General features: G+C 64.4%; 19 protein-coding genes. 6 read left to right on the forward strand and 13 right to left on the reverse strand.

What is annotated here, in order from left to right:
- Position 1 precedes the first annotated feature (1 nt).
- On the reverse strand, positions 2-1,135 hold the full coding sequence (locus IVA91_RS06020; protein WP_247458446.1) for an ABC transporter permease: 1,134 nt from the start codon (positions 1,133-1,135) through the stop codon (positions 2-4).
- Positions 1,136-1,269: 134 nt separating this feature from the next.
- On the opposite strand from IVA91_RS06020, the gene dgcA reads away from it, so the two are divergent.
- Positions 1,270-2,265 carry an N-acetyl-D-Glu racemase DgcA gene (gene dgcA / locus IVA91_RS06025; protein ID WP_247458447.1) on the forward strand — a complete coding sequence of 332 codons (996 nt, stop codon included), beginning with the start codon at positions 1,270-1,272 and terminating at the stop codon, positions 2,263-2,265.
- On the opposite strand, the gene IVA91_RS06030 is transcribed toward dgcA, so the two are convergent.
- Positions 2,235-3,431 carry a major facilitator superfamily domain-containing protein 6 gene (locus IVA91_RS06030; protein ID WP_247458448.1) on the reverse strand — a complete coding sequence of 399 codons (1,197 nt, stop codon included), beginning with the start codon at positions 3,429-3,431 and terminating at the stop codon, positions 2,235-2,237. The two genes, dgcA and IVA91_RS06030, sit on opposite strands and share 31 nt — an antisense overlap.
- 75 nt (positions 3,432-3,506) lie before the next feature.
- Here IVA91_RS06030 and IVA91_RS06035 point away from each other — a divergent pair, with 75 nt between their 5' ends.
- The gene (locus tag IVA91_RS06035) at positions 3,507-4,928 is read left to right on the forward strand and encodes a hypothetical protein (protein ID WP_247458449.1); all 1,422 of its coding nucleotides are present in this window, start codon (positions 3,507-3,509) and stop codon (positions 4,926-4,928) included.
- Between the two features lie 709 nt (positions 4,929-5,637).
- On the forward strand, positions 5,638-6,414 hold the full coding sequence (locus tag IVA91_RS06040; RefSeq protein ID WP_247278714.1) for a Crp/Fnr family transcriptional regulator: 777 nt from the start codon (positions 5,638-5,640) through the stop codon (positions 6,412-6,414).
- A 134-nt stretch (positions 6,415-6,548) separates the two neighbouring features.
- Here the strand turns inward: IVA91_RS06040 and IVA91_RS06045 are convergent, their stop codons facing one another.
- From IVA91_RS06045 to IVA91_RS06065, 4 genes are all read right to left on the reverse strand, one after another.
- On the reverse strand, positions 6,549-6,746 hold the full coding sequence (locus IVA91_RS06045) for a hypothetical protein (RefSeq protein ID WP_247278715.1): 198 nt from the start codon (positions 6,744-6,746) through the stop codon (positions 6,549-6,551).
- A gap of 445 nt (positions 6,747-7,191) precedes the next feature.
- Positions 7,192-7,659, reverse strand: a complete 468-nt coding sequence (locus IVA91_RS06055) for a phasin family protein (RefSeq protein WP_247458450.1) — start codon at positions 7,657-7,659, stop codon at positions 7,192-7,194.
- 822 nt (positions 7,660-8,481) lie between these two features.
- Complete coding sequence (locus IVA91_RS06060; RefSeq protein WP_247458451.1) at positions 8,482-8,841, reverse strand: hypothetical protein; 360 nt, start codon at positions 8,839-8,841, stop codon at positions 8,482-8,484.
- An 83-nt stretch (positions 8,842-8,924) separates the two neighbouring features.
- Positions 8,925-9,368: an RbsD/FucU domain-containing protein gene (locus IVA91_RS06065; RefSeq protein ID WP_247458452.1), complete on the reverse strand. Its 444-nt coding sequence runs from the start codon at positions 9,366-9,368 to the stop codon at positions 8,925-8,927.
- Positions 9,369-9,533: 165 nt separating this feature from the next.
- Between IVA91_RS06065 and IVA91_RS06070 the strand changes: the two genes are divergently transcribed.
- Positions 9,534-11,294, forward strand: a complete 1,761-nt coding sequence (locus tag IVA91_RS06070; protein ID WP_247458453.1) for a caspase family protein — start codon at positions 9,534-9,536, stop codon at positions 11,292-11,294.
- A gap of 279 nt (positions 11,295-11,573) precedes the next feature.
- On the opposite strand, the gene IVA91_RS06075 is transcribed toward IVA91_RS06070, so the two are convergent.
- The 4 genes from IVA91_RS06075 to thiD all read right to left on the reverse strand — a co-directional run bounded on the left by IVA91_RS06075 (position 11,574) and on the right by thiD (position 15,492).
- The gene (locus IVA91_RS06075; protein WP_247458454.1) at positions 11,574-12,557 is read right to left on the reverse strand and encodes a threonine/serine dehydratase; all 984 of its coding nucleotides are present in this window, start codon (positions 12,555-12,557) and stop codon (positions 11,574-11,576) included.
- 64 nt (positions 12,558-12,621) lie between these two features.
- Positions 12,622-13,665 (reverse strand): glycosyltransferase family 1 protein, encoded by a 1,044-nt coding sequence (locus tag IVA91_RS06080; protein ID WP_247458455.1) that lies wholly within the window; start codon positions 13,663-13,665, stop codon positions 12,622-12,624.
- Positions 13,665-14,477, reverse strand: coding sequence for a UDP-2,3-diacylglucosamine diphosphatase (locus tag IVA91_RS06085; protein ID WP_247458456.1), 813 nt, complete (start codon positions 14,475-14,477; stop codon positions 13,665-13,667). Before IVA91_RS06085 ends, IVA91_RS06080 begins: the two co-directional genes overlap by 1 nt.
- Before the next feature lie 214 nt (positions 14,478-14,691).
- Positions 14,692-15,492: a bifunctional hydroxymethylpyrimidine kinase/phosphomethylpyrimidine kinase gene (gene thiD, locus IVA91_RS06090; RefSeq protein ID WP_247458466.1), complete on the reverse strand. Its 801-nt coding sequence runs from the start codon at positions 15,490-15,492 to the stop codon at positions 14,692-14,694.
- A 447-nt stretch (positions 15,493-15,939) separates the two neighbouring features.
- Between thiD and IVA91_RS06095 the strand changes: the two genes are divergently transcribed.
- Positions 15,940-16,185, forward strand: a complete 246-nt coding sequence (locus IVA91_RS06095) for an Lrp/AsnC family transcriptional regulator (protein ID WP_061878884.1) — start codon at positions 15,940-15,942, stop codon at positions 16,183-16,185.
- Positions 16,186-16,332: 147 nt separating this feature from the next.
- On the opposite strand, the gene IVA91_RS06100 is transcribed toward IVA91_RS06095, so the two are convergent.
- Complete coding sequence (locus IVA91_RS06100) at positions 16,333-17,259, reverse strand: cytochrome c (protein ID WP_247458457.1); 927 nt, start codon at positions 17,257-17,259, stop codon at positions 16,333-16,335.
- A gap of 154 nt (positions 17,260-17,413) precedes the next feature.
- Between IVA91_RS06100 and IVA91_RS06105 the strand changes: the two genes are divergently transcribed.
- Positions 17,414-17,830: a CHRD domain-containing protein gene (locus IVA91_RS06105; protein WP_247278726.1), complete on the forward strand. Its 417-nt coding sequence runs from the start codon at positions 17,414-17,416 to the stop codon at positions 17,828-17,830.
- Between the two features lie 72 nt (positions 17,831-17,902).
- On the opposite strand, the gene IVA91_RS06110 is transcribed toward IVA91_RS06105, so the two are convergent.
- Positions 17,903-19,186, reverse strand: a complete 1,284-nt coding sequence (locus tag IVA91_RS06110) for a cystathionine gamma-synthase family protein (RefSeq protein ID WP_247458458.1) — start codon at positions 19,184-19,186, stop codon at positions 17,903-17,905.
- A 256-nt stretch (positions 19,187-19,442) separates the two neighbouring features.
- The gene (locus IVA91_RS06115; RefSeq protein WP_247458459.1) at positions 19,443-19,889 is read right to left on the reverse strand and encodes a cytochrome c; all 447 of its coding nucleotides are present in this window, start codon (positions 19,887-19,889) and stop codon (positions 19,443-19,445) included.
- Positions 19,890-19,892: the final 3 nt, after the last annotated feature.

Here is a 19,892-nt window from a genome sequence, read left to right on the forward strand (position 1 = left end):
GTCACATCCCGATCGAGGCGAAGAAGATGGCGAAGATGCCGTCCATGACGATGACGAAGAAGATGCCCTTCACCACCGACGCGGTCGTGTGCTGTCCGAGCGATTCCGCGCTGCCCTGCACGGCGAGCCCTTCGACGCAGGCGACGATGCCGATCACCGCGGCCATCACGGGTGCCTTGACGATACCGACGATGAAATGATCGATCGAAATGGCGTCGCGCAGCCGCAACAAGAAGGCCTCCGGCTGGACACCGCCATAAAGCCAGGCGACGAGCCCGCCGCCATAGAGCGCGGCCATCGCGCCGAGAAAAGCGAGGATCGGCAGCGCAATCACGAGCGCCATCATGCGCGGCAGCACCAGCACCTCGATCGGGTCGAACCCCATGGTGCGCAGCGCGTCGATCTCCTCGCGCATCTTCATCGAGCCGAGCTCGGCAGTGTAGGCGCTGCCCGAGCGGCCGGCGACCATGATCGCGACCAGCAGCACGCCGATCTCGCGCAGTACCAGCACGCCGAGCATGTCGACGACGAAGATATCGGCGCCGAACCTGCGGAAATGGAAGATGCCTTGTTGGGCGATGATGCAGCCGATCAGGAATGTGATCAGCACGATGATCGGCACCGCGCGCCAGCAGACCTGCTCCATGTGGTGCACGGTCGAGGTCAGGCGGAACGAGCGCGGGTGGATCAGGACGCGAAAGCCTGCCGCCAGCACCGCGCCGAGCATGTCGACGAGGCCGGCCATCGTACCGGCAACGCCGGCGACCGACCGGCCGATCTGCTCCAGCATGCCGATGATGGTGATCGTGCTGCCGTCGACCACGGGCGTCGCCCTGACCCGCCGCACCTCGTCCACCAGGCTCGAATAATTGGCGGAGAGCCCCGCGATCTGGGCCTCGACAGGTCCTTTCGTCAGGCTGCGGCGCAGCCGCTCGATCAGCCAGGCGCCGAACGTGTCGAGCTTGGCGACCTCGGAGACGTCGATGAAAATGCTTTGGGGGCTGCCGGCGAGCTTCTCGGCATCGGCCACCAGCCGCTCCAGGACCGGCGCGAAGCTCGCGGTCCATGTCCCGGTGGCGCAGAGTGCAAGCGCATTGCCCTTGGCAACCCGTTCCAGCTTCGGATCGCCGCTCAAGATGTCCGCTCCCCTGCCGGGACGGAGGAAAACAGAAGGTTGCGCACGCGCCCTTACCTAGAGAAGGTATCCCCAACTGGCCACTATTAGTTGCTAGAGGTAACCAGCAGGTTCAGATTTCGCCAGAGTTCAAAATGACTTCCAGCAAACTTGTCTCCCTGGCGGCACGAATCGAGCGCTTTCCGATTGCCGGCAGCTTTACCATCAGCCGGGGGGCCAAGACCGAGGCCGTGACCGTCGTGGCGGAGGTCAACCAGGACGGGCTGACCGGCCGCGGCGAGTGCGTGCCCTACCCCCGCTACGGCGAGACTCCGGAGGCGGCGCTCGGCGCCATTCAGGCCATGCAGCAGGCCGTGGCGGGCGGGCTGACGCGGCAGGCGCTCCAGGCGGCAATGCCGCCTGGGGCGGCTCGTAACGCGCTGGATTGCGCCCTGATTGACCTCGAGGCCAAGGTGGCCGGCCTGCGCGCCTGGAACCTGCTGGGCCGCCCGGAGCCCGGCGAGCGTACGACCGCCTACACCATCTCCCTCGGCACGCCCGAGAGCATGGCCGCGGCAACCGCCAAGGCCGCACACCGGCCGCTGCTCAAGATCAAGCTGGGCGGCGAAGACGATCCGGCGCGGATCGCGGCGGTGCGCAAGGCCGCCCCCGAATCCGAGCTGATCGTCGACGCCAACGAGGCTTGGAGCGAGGCCAATCTGGAGCACAATCTTGCCGCCTGCGCCGACGTCGGCGTCACGCTCGTGGAGCAGCCGCTGCCCGCTGGCAAGGACGAGGCGCTGGCACGGATCAAGCGTCCGGTCGCGGTCTGCGCCGACGAGAGCGTGCACGACCGCTCGTCGCTCGAGTCCCTGCGTGCGCGCTACGACGCCGTGAACATCAAGCTCGACAAGACCGGCGGCCTCACCGAGGCGCTGGCCATGGCCGATGCCGCGCGGTCGCTCGGCTTCGAGATCATGATCGGCTGCATGGTCGCGACCTCGCTGTCGATGGCGCCTGCGATGCTGGTGACGCCGCAGGCGCGCTTCGTCGATCTCGACGGCCCGCTGCTGCTGGCGCGCGATCGCGATCACGGCCTGCGTTATGACGGCAGCCTGGTTTACCCGCCGGACGCTTCGCTCTGGGGATGAGGCTTGAGCCGGTGCCGCGCCGACCAGATCACCAGCGCACCGGCAGCGGCCATCGCGGCCATGACGTAGTACAGGCCGTCGCCGATGCGGGCGTAGATCGCGCCTGACGCGATCGAGGTCGTTGCGCCCAATAGACCGTTGCATGCGGCGTAGTAGCCCTGTCCCCGCGCGATCTGGTGCGGCGGCACGCCCTGCATCAGGAGATTCATGGTGCCGACGATCGTCATGCCGAAGGTGAGACCATGGCCGAGTTGCACGATCGCGAGCAGCGCCAGCGGCGGCTGGTTGGCGGTGACGATCCAGCGCACCACGGCGCCGAGCCCCCCGATCGCCATCATCGTGGACGGATGCAGCGAGAAGCGCGGCGAAAGGGCGAACACGACGATCTCCGCGATCACACCCAGCGTCCACAGGGCCGCGATCGTCAGCCCGCCGAGACCCTGGAGCTGCCAATTGATGGCCGAGAAGGTGTAATAGGCGACGTGGCTGCCCTGGATCAGCGCCGCCGAGGCGATGATCGCCCAAAAGCCGCCATCGCGCAGCAAGGCCTTGCCGGCATGCGTCTCGGCGGTCCTGCGCCTGACCTCATCGAGTGGCTGAAGCAGCAGGCTGGCGAGAACCGCAACGACGGCCCATGCGACGATGACCCAGATCAGATCACGCGGCGCGATGCTGTCGACGAGATAGCCGCAGGCGAGCGAGCCTGCGGCGAACGCCGCCGAGCCCCACAGCCGCAACGGCCCGTAATCGAGCCCGTAACGCGCGACACCGCGCAGCGCGTAGGCATCGGTCAGCGGCATCGTCGGCGTCCACATCATGCAGGTCAGCGCATAGATTAGGAACAGGGCCAGCGGCTGCTGCTGCAAGCCGACCGCGGTAAAGCCGATCGCCGTCGCCAGCACCGACACCATCATGGCGGCGCGAATAGCCTGCCGCTTTTCGGCAAAGGCGGTCACTTGCGGCAGCGTGGTGAAGCGCGTGACCGCCGGCAGCGCGTTGATAAGGCCGATCCAGGCCGCGTCGACGCCGATCGCCTTCAGCCACACCGGGAAGAACGGCAGATGCGTGCCCGAGACCGCGAAGACGGCCGAATAGAACAGGGCGAGGCTCACGGCGAATCGCCGCTTCTTGGCTTCCGCCATGGGGATTTGTGATTCGCCTGCCATCAAACCAATTGCGATTCGGTCGATATCGTGGTGATCGTTACAGTAACGCGCGGTGATTTGCGCGACGAGATTGTCATGGCCAACGAAGCATTCGCCCTTTCGCCCATGTCTGCCCGCGCGGCCGAGCCGAACGAGCAGGATTACGACGCGATCCGCGAAGCCTTCATGGAGACCGCGCGCGGCCGCTGGTTCCTCGGCGAATATGCCAAGCGCAACCGCAATGCCGACACCCGCATGGTGCTCGATGCGGTTGCGAAGATCGAAGAAACCCTTGCGGCACAGCGACAACCCGTCATCGAGGACCGCCTGCCCGAGGCGCTGGTCGAGATCCGCCGCGCCATCCGTGAGGCCGAGACGATTGCGATCGCGGCGTTCGATCCCGCCGCGATCGAGGCGAGCCTCGCGCCGATCCCGCGCGGCGTGCGTATCATCAAGGAGATCTCCTGGCGCTGGCGCGAGATCGGCGCCGACGGGCGAATCTGCGACCTCATTGATTCGCAGCTCGCCTCGATCGAGGCGGCTTGCGGACAGATTTCGACCATCGACCCCCGCGTCGAGCTCAAGGCGGCCTTCGATCTGCTGAGGGATCGGCTCGAGCAACTCGACGGCGGCGCAACGCCCCAAGCGGCGCCTTACGAGCCGGCTCCGAGGCAGGAGGCGCCGTCGTCTGCGGCAGACCTGCCGCCTGCCGAAGTCGCACCTGGCGCGATGGCCAGCGAAGCCCCCGTGGCTTCTACGGAGGCGCCCCAGGACATCGCAGCCACTCCTGAGGTCGAAGCACCTGGCGTCACTGAGACGTCGGCAGTTGCCGAGCGGGCCATGGACACCGCAGTCGCGCCGGAGATCGTCGCCGAAAGCCAGATCGCTCCCGAAAGCGCTGCGCTCGACAATGTCGTGCCTGATGATGCCGAGCTTGAAGGCGCCTCGTTTGAAGAGCCGGCCACTGAACCGGCCGCCTTGACGGAAGCGACCGACGCGTTCGCGCTCGATGCCGCCGCGGAAGCCGAGGACGAAGCCATCCTCGACGCCATCGCGCTGGAGATGGCCGCGCCCGACTCTGACTTCGACGAGATCATCGAGCCGGTGGAGAATGAAGCGGTCGCTCCGGAGCCGGCAGCTGCGGAGGTCGCAGCTCCCGTTGCGGCGGAGTTGCCGGAGCCGATCGCGCCAGAGCCGGTCGCAGCAGTCGATGAAGAGCCCGCAGACGCGCCGATCGCGATGGACTCGCTCGCGCGCCTCACCGACGCCATCGCGGAAGCTGCTGCCGAAGTGATGGAGCAGCAGGCCCCGGCCATGGCGGCCACGGCAACATTCGCCGCAGCGCCAAGCGCGCCGCTGCCGATGCCCTCGCCCCTGTCCGCGTCCTTGCCGGAGCCCTCGCTCGGCGCCACCATCCTCGCCAGCGGCATCTTGCAGAAGCCCCGCGCGCCGGCGAACGACCCGCTCGCACCCATCCGCCGCATGACCCAGGCCGAGAAGATCGCGTTCTTCTCGTAAACCTCACCACCCCACTCCGTGTCCCCGATAAGCAGCAACGCCCTTTGCGTTTAATGCGCAGAGCCGGGACCCAGAAGCCACGTTCCCCGCTGCTACATGGGCGCCAACTTCGCGATTTTGTACGATGTCGTCTGCCGATTGCGCGCAAGCGTCGCGTCAGGCTGCCACGGCCGTACTTGGAACAAGCCGCAATCAACGCGTCCACATCGGTCAAAGCGTAGGTAGCTCCGCGACAAACCGTTACGCTGTTGATGCTCTCTCGGCTTGCGAGGTCAGTGCAGATCTTGGCGGAAGCGCGATGCCATCTCCTGGTGCAAGGAGATTGAGCTTGTGACTATCCAGATCGTGAGTGCGTTTACAGCAGTTCGCAGACACATTCGATAAGTTGATCTGTTCCATGTCGAGCGAAACTGGGATTGCTCAATGCGCAACAGTAAACGAAGCACTTGGAACTCTGGAGCCCCGTCCGGCCGTAGGGTTTTACCCATGCGCATTTTGCAATTGCATTGCTGCCCGCGGTGCACTTGCATCGAAATCGTGGTTGCGCGGTTGAGCGTTGAGATTGTTGTTGAGAGCGAAGGCTTCTGGAAAATGAATTGGATATCAGTGCGCGTAGAGAAAGCAGACTTAAACAAATGTTGAGATCGCTGTTCGGCGCCGCTTCGAATGGAGGAAGCGGTGCAAGCGTTACCGCGGCTTCGCTGTGGTAATGGCTCCCGGCGGATTTGGTAACCGCCTTCTTGCAACACTTCCGCGATCAGACTTCGATCTGCTGGCCCCCGAGCTGGAGACGGTCGTCCTCGATCACAACGCGGTGCTCTCGCGAGCGGGCGAGCAGGTCGATTACGTCTTCTTTCCTCATGCCGGCGCCATCTCGCTGATGGTCGACATGGCGGATGGCCGGACGGTCGCAACCGCAGTGATCGGGCGTGACGGGGTCGTAGGCAGTCTTTCGGTGCTGGGGCCGTCGCCTTCGGCCATTACCGCCATCGTTCGGGTGGCGGGCACCGCCTCTCGGATTTCCGCGTCGCGATTTCACGCCGCTTTTGCCCGGAGCCCTGCGATCCGCCACGCAATCCAGAGCCACGTTAGAGCGATGCTCATACAGTTTCAGCTCGGCTCGGCCTGCCATGCGCTGCATCCGGTCGAAGCCCGCATGTCGCGTTGGCTGCTTCAGTTGCGCGACTGCGTCGACCAAGACGTCCTTCCGCTCACCCAGCAGGAGCTGTCGCAAATACTCGGTGTCCGACGAACGACGGTGACGCTCTTGATGCGCAATCTGCGCGCGTCCGCTGCGATCATCTCTGATCGAAGAGGCCAGATCGAAATCGACCGGTCCCGACTGGCGGCGGCCGCCTGCGAGTGCCACGACACCATGCGGCGCGAAATCGAGGAGGTGTTCTCGATGGGGATGGGCCGATCACGCGAAACGGCCCTTTCGCGAGATCGGCGAATCCTGACCAGCGAACCCGGCGGCGCAGGGTAAGCTGCTTTCAATTGGGTCGAGACACGCCGCAACCTTGCACGATTGCCCTCCTCGTCCTTCCGGGGAAGTCAGGAGGGCGCTGGTGAACTAAAAGCCAGTTGGCCGGAGAGAGAAGGACGGTGCGTCGAACCTGATCACGTTCTCTCGGGTCGATCACTGTCCCCTGCAGATTTGCATTGCGCCTCGATTTTCGCAAGCTCGCGCAGCACCGCCGCCACCTCGCGCAGTTCGTTGCGCGCGGGGCCCGGCTTCAGTCGTCGTGCTTCGTCAAGAAATTCTCTGGCCTGCATCAAGAAGACGGAGCGTGCATTGGTTGTTTGCGCCCGCGCCATCGTGTCCCTCCAGATTACGATCCACGCGCTGTGGGGACGGTCAGGCCGTGTGCCACGGCTGCGGCGCTGCGCGAGCGCTCGGCTCATCCACCCAGCCTTCCTGTGCAAACCAGGCGTGATCGGCCTGACAGATCGGACAATGGGTGCGCCTGAAAAACACAATGCTGCGCAAAAAACTCTCGCGATCGGCCTTGATGCCGGTGGGGATAGCGCGGCCGCTTCGCGGGCATTTGATCATGACCATTCCCATGTGACCTCCCTTTGCACGTCAGCTTGCATTCCGAAACAAAGGCCGGCCCGTCAGATTGCGCCTCTTATTGGTGCGGCTACTTGGGGGGCATCGCGCACCTGGCCATTATCGGTCGAGCATGTGGGGGCATGTTCGTGGCGAGGCTTGTTCCGACGGGCCGGTTTCCCTCCTGAAGGACTCCTGGACGAGAGCTTTTTAGCTGGGCGGATGCAGGACCTTGGCGAAGTACTTCTTGATCGGCTCGCCGGTTTCTTTCGCAAGCTTCTCCCCAAGCCCCCACAATTCCTTGTTCTGGGCGGACGCGGTGTCGAAGGTCTTGCGCGCTTGCGCAACGGACAAGGTGAAAACATCCGGGACTGACTTGCTACCCAGGGCCTGCGCGAAGAAGTCGATCGCGGACACCGTATTGGCGTTCGACATTTCGATCAGCTTGGCCGCGTAGTCGGTTGCGCCCTTGGCATTGCTCGAATACGTCTCACACAGCGCTTCCGCCATCTCCGCCGACGCGACCTTGATCTTCTCGCAGCCTTGCTGTGCGCTGGCGACCCCCTGCTCGGCGAAACCGCCGATCGCGCTAGGCAATGGGATATTCGGGAACCCGAACAACGGAATTGCGTCACCATTCGTCCCGTTCAGTCCAACTTTCACTTCGCTTTCACTCACGGCACCATCCTCGTTCTCAAGCGGCATCATTTCCCGAGAGGTTGACTTGCCTCATGGGACTGGAGGCGAGGACATGTCCCCGCTTCCGTGTTCGATCAGATTCAAAGGAGCTCTTAACCCCGGCCCTGAGATGCCATCATGCGCGAAGCAAGCGGACGCTGTCGGTTCGATGTGCGACTCTCGGTGAAATTTTTCTCTCAGATGTCAAGACACGCAGTCGTCATATCTACAGCAATTGTGCTGTGCGGTGGGAGCCTCGTCAGGGGTGTGAGGCACTCCGCGCGAGCGCGCTCTGAATCGTTCCTGCGTCGGTGGCGGGGCGCCGCGCCATTTCGGAGTATGCTATCGCCGCCAAAACCGGCCAGCTCTCCGACGTAGTCCAGTTGAAGCACTGTCGCCGTAATGCAAATCGCCGTGGCGAAGGAACTAGCGGCGCGCCATTCTACCCTCGAGCACGTGTCTCGCTACGACGCGCCCCGGCCTTGGCGCGACCCGACCTTTTCATAACGCGCAGGCCATCGGGGTGCGGCTCTGAGATTCGGGTCGAGCTGCTCTCGCCGCCAAAGGCAAAGGCCATCCACACGCAGCCGACTGTGAACAGTAGTCCATGCGCCACGCGGAGGGGCTGCGCGCCAAAGAATTGCGGAATGTATAAAGGACATCCCCATGGCAAAAGGGCACGCCGCTTGCCTTCGGATAGCGACAGGAGCGCCAAAGCGCCGTTGCGGTCCCATCTGCATCGGCCGCGGTGCCCCGGCTCTGCAGCGCTTCGCTGAAGGAGCGCTGCGCTGCCTCCGGGGCGCGAGAGCGCCGCGCGAGCAATCACCCGCAATTCCAGATCGGGCCAATCGGCGTTCGCGTCCAGCACGGCCCGAAACTGCCGCCATTGTAGCGGCCGCCCCCGAAGCCGGGGCGGCCGAAATAGTGCCACTCGCCATCCCAACGGTAATACTGAGGTACCGGGTCGATGTACCAGTGGCGCCGGTCGGCGCGCGACAGGCGACGCATTGCGTCCTTCTGCTTGTAGAGCGGGATGCTGTTGCTGAGCGGCTGCCGATAGCCCGGCAGGAAGCCGTAGCCTTGCCAGACCGGCTTGGGCCGCTTTTGAATTGACGCAGCCGGCGCGACGGCAGGGAGCAGCGACAGGATGACAGCAACAGATAGACACACAAGGCGAGACATGAATCGACCATAGTCGGTCGGTTGCGCGGAGGCCATTCAAATTCGGGTGCAGAGTTCTGCGCGACGTTGCGCAGAATGATTCCTTAGCTGATCACGCCCTTGCGGATCAGGAAGCAGCCATAAGCTCGGCTGTCGCCCACCTGCACGACGCCGAAGCCCGCCGCCGCCGCGCGATAGAAATGCGTCCGTGAGAGTTTGCCGGGAGCAACGGGGCCGCCGGCCGCGCGTTCGATCTCCGCCAACACGGCGCGCTGCACGTCCGGGACTCGATCGGAATCGTCCACCGGCATCATCACGCGCACCGGATCGGGATCGAAATCGTCGAGCGGATAGAGCGTCATGATTGCGCGGACGGCCGTCTCCATGCGCATGCCCGGCAACTGGATCAGGCGCTGCGACGAGGTCGCCGCGGCAATGCGGGTTGCGGGATGGTTGGCGTCGACGACCACGAGATCGTCGCCGTGGCCCATCGAGGCGAGCAGCCAGAGCAGGTCCGGCGTCAGGATCGGATCGATCGATTTCAGCATGTGACGGACTGTCCTCCCAAGCGATGGCCAATCATAGCAGGTTCCAAACGTGATTCAGATCACGGAGCCTACCATCGTGATCGTGATCACGGACGTCAAACTCGAACGCGGTCAGGCTCCTTCGCAACCAATCTCGCATCGAGATGAGTGCCAAAGGAGCACGCCATGTTCCGCCTAAAGCATTTCCTGATGATTGCGGGTCTCCTGGGAAGCCTGTTCGGCTTCGCCTGCGGGCCCGCTTCCGCGCAAGTCGCCCCGGTTGCACCGGCTCCCACTGCGCTGCAAGGCCCGGAGCAGCGGGTGGCGCTGGTGATCGGTAATGCGAACTACCAGAACGCGCCGCACCTTGCGAACCCCGACGATGACGCGCAATCGATGGCGCAGTTCTTGAACTCGGCCGGCTTCGAAGTGGTCGCCGCGACCGACTTGACCCAGAACGACATGCTGCGCGTCGTCCAGGACTTTTCCGCCAAGGTCGCTTCGCGCGGTCCGAACACGGTGGCGATGGTCTACTACGCCGGTCACGGCGTGCAGCTCGCCGGCGAAAACTATCTCGTTCCCGTCGACGCCAACGTGTCGAGCCCGACCGAGCTCGTTAACAATTCGGTGCGCCTGGTCGATGTGATGTCGACGCTGGAGACGATCCCGAGCCGCATGCGCATCGTCATCCTCGATGCCTGCCGCAACAACCCCTTCCCCCAGGTCAACGACGCCGGCCGCGGCCTTGCCATCGTCGATGCGCCGAACGGCTCGATCGTCGGCTACTCGACCGCGCCGGGGGCCGAAGCGCTCGACGGCACCAACGGCCACAGCCCCTACACGCAGGCCTTCCTGAACGTCGCGCGCGAGCCCAACGTGCCAATCGAGCAGCTGTTCAAGCGCGTGCGCCTGCAAGTGAACCAGACCACCAGCGGCGCGCAGATCCCGTGGGAAAGCTCGTCGCTGACCTCGGATTTCACCTTCTTCGGCGACACCGCCGTTGCCGCCAACCGCGCGCCAGTGAAAGCGCCGGTGGTGCAGATGGCCTCCAACCTGCCGAGCCGCTCGACCCGCCAGGCTTATGATTACGTCGTGTCCGAGGGCCGGCCGGAATATTATCAGGAGTTCATCCAGATGTACCCGCACGACCCGCTTTGCGACCACGTCCGCTGGCTGCTCAACAATCTCCTGATCTCGCAGGCCTGGCACAAGGCTGTGCTTGCGAATTCGCCTGTTGGCTACAAGAGCTTCCATGACAGCTTCAGCAACAGCCCCTATGCGCAAGTCGCGCTGAAGCTGCAGGCGCAGCCGAAGGAGATCCCGTTGATGCAGGCGACCAAATTCCTGGCGCCGCAGAACATCGCCCCGACGCTCAAGATCGGCGATGTTGGTCAGCCCAAATACATGCCGCTGATGCAGCAGGGCAATGGCGGCGCGCATGTGAACGGCAATCTGCCGGTCGTGCAGAAGCCGCTCGACGGCAATGTGATCGGCAAGCTCGGCAATGGCGGCCACATCGTCAACCTGCCGGCAGGCAACAACCAGCCGAACCAGCAGAACGGCACGCCATCGCAGACCCCGGGCAAGATCGTCACCCTGCCTGCGCCGACCAACACCATGCCGAATGGCGGCAACGCCAACGGCAAACCCGGCAAGATCGTGAGCATGCCGGTCAATGTCGGCAAGGGCGGCCCGAACGTCGAGCCGAAGCCGGTCAACGTTCAGACCCCGAACCACCCGATCCGCATCAACAATGGCAACACCGGTATCGTGAAGCTCAACAACAATCCGCTGAACAAGGTGCAGGTCCAGAACAACGTGGCGAACAATCGTCCGCAGCTCAACACGATGCCGACCCGCATGGTCAACAGCGGCAACAACTTTCGCCAGTCGATGAACGAGGCGCCGAGCATGGGCGGTAACAATCGCCGGAGCTTCATGCACTGACCGCGCGGAGAAGGTGCGCGCCCTCCCCCGCTTGCGGGGGAGGTTTGGGGAGAGGGTGCTTCCACAGTCGAGGCCCTCGCAAAAGGAAAGAGCCCCCACCCGGCGCTTCGCGCCGACCTCCCCCGCAAGCGGGAGAGGTTGCACCGAGCAAGGGGCCAGCTGAATCCGCCAAGCCACAAATGCAAAACGGGTAGAGCGGCAACGCTCTGCCCCTTCTTCACGTCAGCTCTTGCACATCGTCATTCCGGCATGCGCCTAGAGGCGCAAGCCCGGAATCCATTAAGCCACCAGCTCGGCGAACAGATCCGCATCGACATTGCCGCCGGAGAGCACGATGACGACGTTCTTGCCGGCGACGTCGAGACGTCCCGCCAGCAGCGCGGCAAGGCCCACGGCGCCGCCCGGCTCCACCACGAGCTTGAGCTCGCGATAGGCAAACGCCACGGCAGCACCGACTTCGGTATCCGACGCGGTGACACCGCGCGCGAGCAGCTTGCTGTTGATCGCAAACGTCATCTCGCCGGGCATCAGGGCCATCAGCGCATCGCAGATGGTGCGGCCTGCCGGCGGATGCGGCTCGCGATGACCCGCGGTCAGCGAAATGCCGTGATCGTCGAACGCCTCGGGCTCCGCGACCACGATTTCGGCCAGCGGATAGCGCGCCTTCACGGCCGTCGCGACGCCCGCGATCAGGCCGCCGCCGGAAGCCGGTGCCACCACGACGTCGGGGGCAAGGCCGAGGCCCGCCATGTCCTCGGCGATCTCGCGGCCGGCGGTGCCCTGCCCCGCAATCACGAAGGGATCGTCATACGGCTTGACCAGCGTCGCACCGCGCTTCTCGGCAATGCCGCGCGAGATCGCCTCGCGGTCGTCGCGGTCGCGATCGTACAGCACGACCTCGGCGCCGTAGGATTTGGTGCGCTCGCGCTTGGACAGCGGCGCATCCGCTGGCATCACGATGGTCGCCTGCATGTCGAGGATCTTCGCCGCGGCGGCCACGCCCTGGGCGTGGTTGCCGGAGGAGAATGCGACGATGCCGCCGGCGCGCTTGTCCTGCGGGATCGAGAATACCTTGTTGAAGGCACCGCGGAACTTGAACGAGCCGGTGCGCTGGAGCATCTCCGGCTTCAGGAAGACCTTTGCGCCGACGCGCTCGTTGAGCACGGGGAAAGACAACAGCGGGGTGCGGATGGCGTAAGGCGCGATCACGCGCGCTGCGGCGTCGATGTCGGCGGGGCCGACCGGGAGGAGCTGTTCGGTCATATCAGACCTTATCGCGGCCTGGGAGCCGCGAGCAAGACACCTCCCCGCGAGGATTTTTGGTCGATTAGGCCACGAAGCGCGGCTGTTCCGCCCCGTTCCGGCAGGGCAGCACCGCGCCCAGCGCCTCGATGCTGGCCACGAAGGCCCGGGCCGACCCCTCCCAGGTGTAATTGGCGGCGAACGCGACGCAGTCCTGCCTGGAGATGTCGAGCGCGGCAAAGCAGGCGTTGCGCAGATCGTGATCGAGCGCGCCGACCGGCGCATGGCCGATCACGTCGCGGGGCCCCTTCACCGGAAAGGCCGCCACCGGCAGGCCACTCGCGAGAGCCTCCAGCAGGACCAGGCCGAACGTGTCGGTCTTGCTCGGGAACACGAAGACGTCGGCCGCAGCATAGATTTCCGCCAGCGCCTCGCCGTGCTTCTCGCCGAGGAAGATCGCATCGGGATAGGCCTCTTCGAGCGAGGCACGCGCCGGACCGTCACCGACGATCACCTTGGTGCCGGGCAGGTCGAGGTCGAGAAAGGCCTCGAGGTTCTTCTCCACCGCGACCCGGCCGACCGAGAGGAACACCGGCGCCGGCAGACAGAGGTCGATCGCGCGGGGATGGAACAAATGGGTGTCGACGCCGCGCGGCCACAGCACGACATTGTCGAAGCCGCGCTCGGCGAGCTCGCGCGCGAGCGCAGGCGTCGCCGCCATCACGGCGCGGCTGGGCGCATGGAAGCGGCGCAGCGCGCGCCAGATCAGCGAGCCCGGCACCGGCACGCGAGCTCGGACATATTCTGGAAAGCGGGTATGGAAGCTGGTCGTGAACGGCAGCTTGCGCTGGCGGCAATAGCGGCGGACCATCAGGCCGATCGGCCCCTCCGTCGCGATGTGGATGCTGTCCGGGCGTGCTTCTTCGATCAGCTTTGCAATTCGCGCCGGGCGCGGCATGGCGAGGCGCACGTCGCGATAGCTCGGCATCGCAAAGGTGCGGAACGATTGCGGCGTCAGGAACGTGAACGCGACGCCGAGCCCCTCTGCGGCGTCGGCCAGCTTGGTCAGCATCCGAACCACACCGTTGACTTGCGGGTGCCAGGCGTCGGTCGCGACCAGGATGCGCATCAGGCAGCTCTTGCCGCGACCTGCGGGACGGTTGCCGGCTTCTGCAAATGATCCGCCCAGGTGATGATCTCGAAACGGCCGTCGTCGTGCTCGACCAGCGCGGTGCAGCTCTCGACCCAGTCGCCGCAATTCATGTAGCGAATGCCGGCCTCGTCGCGGATCACAGCGTAATGGATGTGGCCGCAGATCACGCCGTCCGCGTCGTGACGTCGCGCTTCGGCGGCGAGCGCCTGTTCGAACGCGCCGATATAGTTGACGGCGTTCTTGACCTTCTGCTTGGCCCATTGCGACAGCGACCAATAGGGCACGCCGAACAAGCGGCGGAAGAAGTTGACGAGGCGGTTCATCTGGATCGCGAAATCGTAGGCCTTGTCACCGAGATGAGCGAGCCAGCGCGCGTTCTGCACCACGAGGTCGAAGATGTCGCCGTGAATGACGAGATAGCGCTTGCCGTCGACGCCGGTATGAACGGTGTTCTCGACCACGTCGATGCCGCCGAAATGCGTGCCGTAATAGTTGCGCAGGAACTCGTCGTGATTGCCGGGAATGTAGATGACCTTGGCGCCCTTGCGCGCCTTGCGCAGCAGCTTCTGGACGAGGTCGTTATGGGATTGCGGCCAGTGCCAGCTCGATTTCAGCGCCCAGCCGTCGACGATGTCGCCGACGAGATAGATGGTGTCGGCATCGTGGTAGCGCAGGAAGTCCAGCAGAAGATCGGCTTGAGAACCGCGGGCTCCGAGATGGACGTCGGAGATGAACAACGTGCGAAAGCGCCGCTCCGGGCTCTCGTCACTCACATCGTAACTTCCCATGCGCCAGCCTGTAACAATGTCCCGTGACAGGGGGATGACCGATTGAACTCTTGAGGCACGTTCCGATACGAATCACGCCTTGCCTCGCCTGCCCTGCGAATATCAGTCGCATGCGACAATCAGGCGACATGGCGCGCAGCGCCTCGTCCAAGATCAGATTCGCACTGGAAGCCCGGAGGGCAGGCGCTCCCTCTCCCGCTTGAGCGAGCGGTCGTCAGTAGAACTTATGGAAATGATGGATCGGCCCGTGGCCGTGGCCGACGCTGAAGCGGTCGGCGGCGCCAATCGCAGCGCTGATCCAGGCCTTGGCGCTGCGGACCGCCTGCGCGAGCTCCTCGCCTCTGGCGAGACCCGCCGCGACGGCCGAGGACAGCGAGCAGCCGGTACCATGGGTGTTCTTGGTGGCAAGGCGGGGCGCCGCGAGCGCGATGGCGTTGCCGGCATCAACCAGATAGTCGACGCTCTCCGCGCCCTCGCCGTGTCCTCCCTTGATCAGGACCGCGCGGCAGCCGAGCGCCAGAAGGCAGCGCCCCTGGCTTTCGATCTCGGCCTCGTTGGCCGCGACCGGTGCATCGAGCAGCGCGGCGGCCTCGGGCAGGTTCGGCGTGATCACCGACGCCAGCGGTATCAGTCTCGCGCGCAACGCCTTGACGGCCTCGGAGGCCAGCAGCCGGTCGCCGGATGTTGCCACCATCACGGGATCGAGCACCACGTGCCGGGGCGCCCAGCGCGACAGCGCGGCCGCGATCGCCTCAATGCTGGCGGCCTGGGCCACCATGCCGATTTTTACAGCGCCGACGTCCAGATCGGAAAACACCGCATCGATCTGCGCGGTGACGAACTCGGCCGGCACCGCGTGAATACCCGTGACGCCGCGCGTGTTCTGCGCCGTCAACGCCGTGATGGCGGAGGCGCCATAGACGCCGAGCGCGGCAAAAGTCTTCAGGTCCGCCTGGATGCCGGCGCCCCCGCTCGAATCGGAGCCGGCGATGGTGAGCGCCACGGGCGTCGTCATCGCGGGAGACATCTGCTTGATCCGGACACCGCCATGGCCTGTCCTAGCGCGACCGTGGAACACCAGCAAGCGCGACCAGCGGCAAGCCACGCCGATTCGCTACACAGCCGTGCTCCAGCTAAGGCCCGCCCGGACCCGAAAAGCCATTTGGCGGGAGCCTTGCGCGCAAATCGCAAATGTCGAGATCAGGACGAGCTCGGGCTTCGGCATGATCATGGCCTTTGCGGATCGCGCCCAGCTTGAATCCGGGCCGCGCGCATGCGCAAGCGATCGTGCTGACCAAGCCGTATCGCAAGATCGAGCTCGCGCAGCGGCTCAGGGATGCATTCGCCGCGGCGGCCGTCACCTTCTGAGCGCCGGACCCGCATCGGGGGCGGCAAGTTCGCTTGCTAAATCCGGTCGATTTTGGCCTATTAGCCGGCTAGATGTGCTTTCGGAGTGACCGCGATGGTTCCCTTTTTCGTCCAGATCAAATGCAAGCTCGGCCAGTCCTATGTGGTCGCCAATGCGCTCGCGGAAGCCGAGATCGCCTCTGAGATCTACTCCACGGCCGGTCAATACGACCTCCTGGTGAAGTTCTACGTCGACAAGGACACCGACATCGGCCATTTCGTCAACGAGAAGGTGCAAGTGCTGCCAGGCATCCAGGACACCCTCACCATCATCACCTTCAAGGCGTTCGGCACCGGCTAACGCTGCGTCATCGATGCGGGATAAGTTTGGTTTATATCGTGCGAGCCAACGGTTCACCTCTCCCGGAGGGAGAGGTCGGATCGCATCGATAGATGCGATCCGCGTGAGGGGTTACAGTCTCAGGATCGAGCTAACCTTCATCACGCACTAGCTGCCCTGCTTGCGCTTGGGCGGCATCGGGCCGTCCACCGGCGGCAGCGATTTGACGTACTCCGCCATTGCCGCGAGATCCGCGTCCGGCAGTTGCGAGGTGTTCTTGATCACGCGCGTCATTGCGCCGCCGACGCTGTCGCCATCGGGCAGTTCGCCAGTTTTGAGGAAATAGGCGATGTCCTTCGCGCTCCACTCGCCAAGGCGCTTCTGGGTGATGTTGGGGACCCAGCCCTCGCCTTCCGGATTGGGCCCGCCGGCAAACCGCTCGCTCGCGATGATGCCGCCAAGCGCGTTGCGCGGGCTGTGGCATTCGGCGCAATGGCCCAAACTGTTCACGAGATAGGCGCCGCGATTCCATGCCGGCGACTTCGCGCCGTCGGCGACGAAGGGCTTGCCGTCCAGAAATAAGAATTTCCAGATGCCGACATTGCGCCGGATGTTGAAGGGAAAACTGACATCATGGTCGCGCACCTTGCCCGCAACAGGCGGTAGCGTTTTCAGATAGGCAAAGAGGTCGAGCACATCCTCACGTCTGGCGTGCCGATAGGACGTATACGGAAACGCCGGAAAATAGTGCTGCCCGGCCGGCGAGACCCCGTGCATCACCGCGTTGACGAAATCCGCGTCGTTCCATTTGCCGATGCCGTCATTCGGATCGGGCGAGATGTTCGGCGCGTGAAACGTTCCGAACGGCGACTTGATCGCGACGCCGCCACCGAGCCTGAGACGATCAGGCTGATTGGGAACGGCATGGCAGGACGCGCAGCCGCCGGCGTTGAACATCACCTCGCCATTGGCAAGATCAGGCGCGTGCGGCGGCGTGGTGCTCGCGGCTGCCACTACGGGCGCGCTGAGCCACCAATAGACGCCACCTGCGGCAAGCGCGGCAAGCAGCGCCACGAGAATTGTTCGTTGCAACATGCACGTCCATTCGTTCTGGCGGCGAACCTACGACCGATCTGCGCGCGGCTCCAGCCACGAAGAATTTAGCCTGCCCCGGCTGGAGACGGGAATAAACTGAAACATCGGCTGTTGGAAGTTTAGCAGCCCAAACGGGTTCAGCAGGGAGAATGTTATGAACAAGACCGTCATCGCCGTGTCAGTGCTCGCGGCCGCTGCTTTCGCAGGGCCGGCCAGCGCCGAAAAGCTGAAAGCAACGCTCGATGCCAAGTCCGAGGTGCCGGCAACGACCAGCAGCGGCACCGGAACGGCCGATCTGGACTACGATGCCGCCAGCAAGAAATTGTCCTGGACTGTCACCTATTCCGGGCTCTCTGGCCCTGCCACAGCCGCTCATTTTCATGGCCCGGCCGAAGCGGGCAAGAACGCCGGCGTTGCGGTCGCGATCCCGAATGCGACATCGAGCCCGGTCAAAGGCGAAGCGACGCTCACCGAGGCGCAGGCCGCCGATCTGCTCGGCGGCAAGTACTACATCAACATCCACACGGCGGCGAACCCCGGCGGCGAGATCCGCGGCCAAGTGACGAAGTAAGCGCAAACGCTGCGTCGTCGCGGAAGGGCCGGGCGCAGGAGGGGCGCCCGGCCTGTTCGATTCTCGCCACGCTCAAGCCGCGTTCAGTGCCTGCGTGAGATCTGCGATCAGGTCCGACGGATGTTCGATGCCGATCGACAGCCGGATCGTGGAATCGAGGACACCGATTTTCCGGCGGATGTCGGCGGGAACGCCGGAATGGGTCATCGTCGCGGGCAGGCTGGCAAGCGATTCCGTTCCGCCGAGGCTCACCGCGAGCTTGAAGATCTGGAGCGCGTCGAGAAATTTGACGGCCGCGTCCTTGCCGCCCACGATGTCGAACGAGAACGTGGAGCCGGCCCCCGAGCACTGCTGTGCGAACACGCGTCCGGCGGGCGACGTATCCTCGTGGTGACCGAGATAATGGACCTTCGCCACCTTGGCGTGATCGCGCAAAAAGTCGGCCACGAGGCGCGCATTCGCGTCGGCCTTTTCCATGCGCAGGCTCAGCGTCTCCAGCGACCGGTTGATCATCCAGCAGGAATGCGGATCGAGCTGGGTGCCGATGGCGCCGCGCAGCGCCTTGATGCCCTTCATGATTGCTTTGGAGCCGAGCGCGGCGCCCGCGATCAGGTCGGAATGACCGCCGACATATTTCGTCAGCGAGTACAAGGAAATGTCCGCGCCATGCTCGATCGGCCGCTGAAACACCGGTCCGAGCAGCGTATTGTCGCAGGCGATGATCGGTGTGTGCCCCTGGCTCTTCCCGACGGCCTCAGCGACACGGCGCATCATCGCAATGTCCACCAGCCCGTTGGTCGGATTGGCGGGAGTTTCGATCAGAATCATCGACACCCGGCCCTTGCGCATGGCCTCCGCCGAGGCCTCGCTGACCGCAGCTTCGTCAACGCCATCGGCGAAGCCGACGGCGCCGATCGACAGACGCGCAAGCGTATTCGTCAGCAGGGTTTCCGTCCCACCATAGAGCGGCTGCGAGTGCAGAATGACGTCGCCTGGGCGGACGAAGGCAAGGATCGTCGTCGCGATGGCCGCCATGCCGGATGAGAACAGGGCGCAGCTCTCGGTGCGTTCGTAGATCGAGAGCCGGTCCTCGACAATCTCGCTGTTGGGATGATTGAAGCGCGAATAGACCAGGCCCGCGCCCATCCCTTCCGGCGGCTCGCGCCGGCCGGCGACGAAATCGAAGAAGTCCTGGCCGTCATCGGCCGTCTTGAAGACGAAGGTCGAGGTCAGGAACACCGGCGGCTTGATGGCGCCTTCCGATAGTTGCGGATCATAGCCATAGGTCAGCATCAAGGTTTCCGGATGCAGCATATGGTTGCCGATGTGCGTCTTCGACGGGAACGGTTTTGCCATGGCTTGTCTCGCTGTTGCTTCAGTTCCTCGCCGGGCGTTGGAACCCTGATGTCATGAGGCAGTCAGGCGCGAGATGCGCCAGCATGCAACAGCTCACATCAATGCCGCCGCGGCTGGAGCAAAGATAACCGCTCTCACGGCGATCCGTCAGGCCTTGCGGACGGGATTTCGCGCTGGGCCGTGCGCCAACGCAAAAAAAGGCGGCTGCTTGCCAACCGCCCTTTTTCGATTCGCGGTACCCCGGATGATGTTGGCGTCAGCCGTTCTTCACGCGGTAGGTCTCGTGGCAGCCGCCGCATTCCTTGCCGATTGCAGGCATCGTCGCCTTGAGCGAGTCGAGGTCCTTGATCTTGGCCTTGGCCTCGCCGACGAGCTTGGCAAAGCTCGCGACCTTCGCGTCGAAGCCGGCCTTGTCCTCCCAGACCTTCGGCGAGATGCTGTAGTCGCCATCGAGCTTCACACCCTTGGCGCTGGCCGGAAACAGGTTCGGCAGCTTCTTGGCGGTATCCTCGAACTGCGCCAGCGCGCTGTTCACCGTAGCCTGATCATAGGGCTTCTCGCCCTTGACCATCGCCGACATCGCGCCGGCGTTCTTGCCGTTGCCCTTCATGAGGGTTTGGACTTCCTTGGCGGAGTCCTGCTGCGCCCAAACCGCGCCCATACCGAACAGGAACGCGCCCCCGACAACCAACGCTCGCTTCATTCG

The organism is Bradyrhizobium sp. 153 (genome assembly GCF_023073835.1).
GTDB lineage: Bacteria > Pseudomonadota > Alphaproteobacteria > Rhizobiales > Xanthobacteraceae > Bradyrhizobium.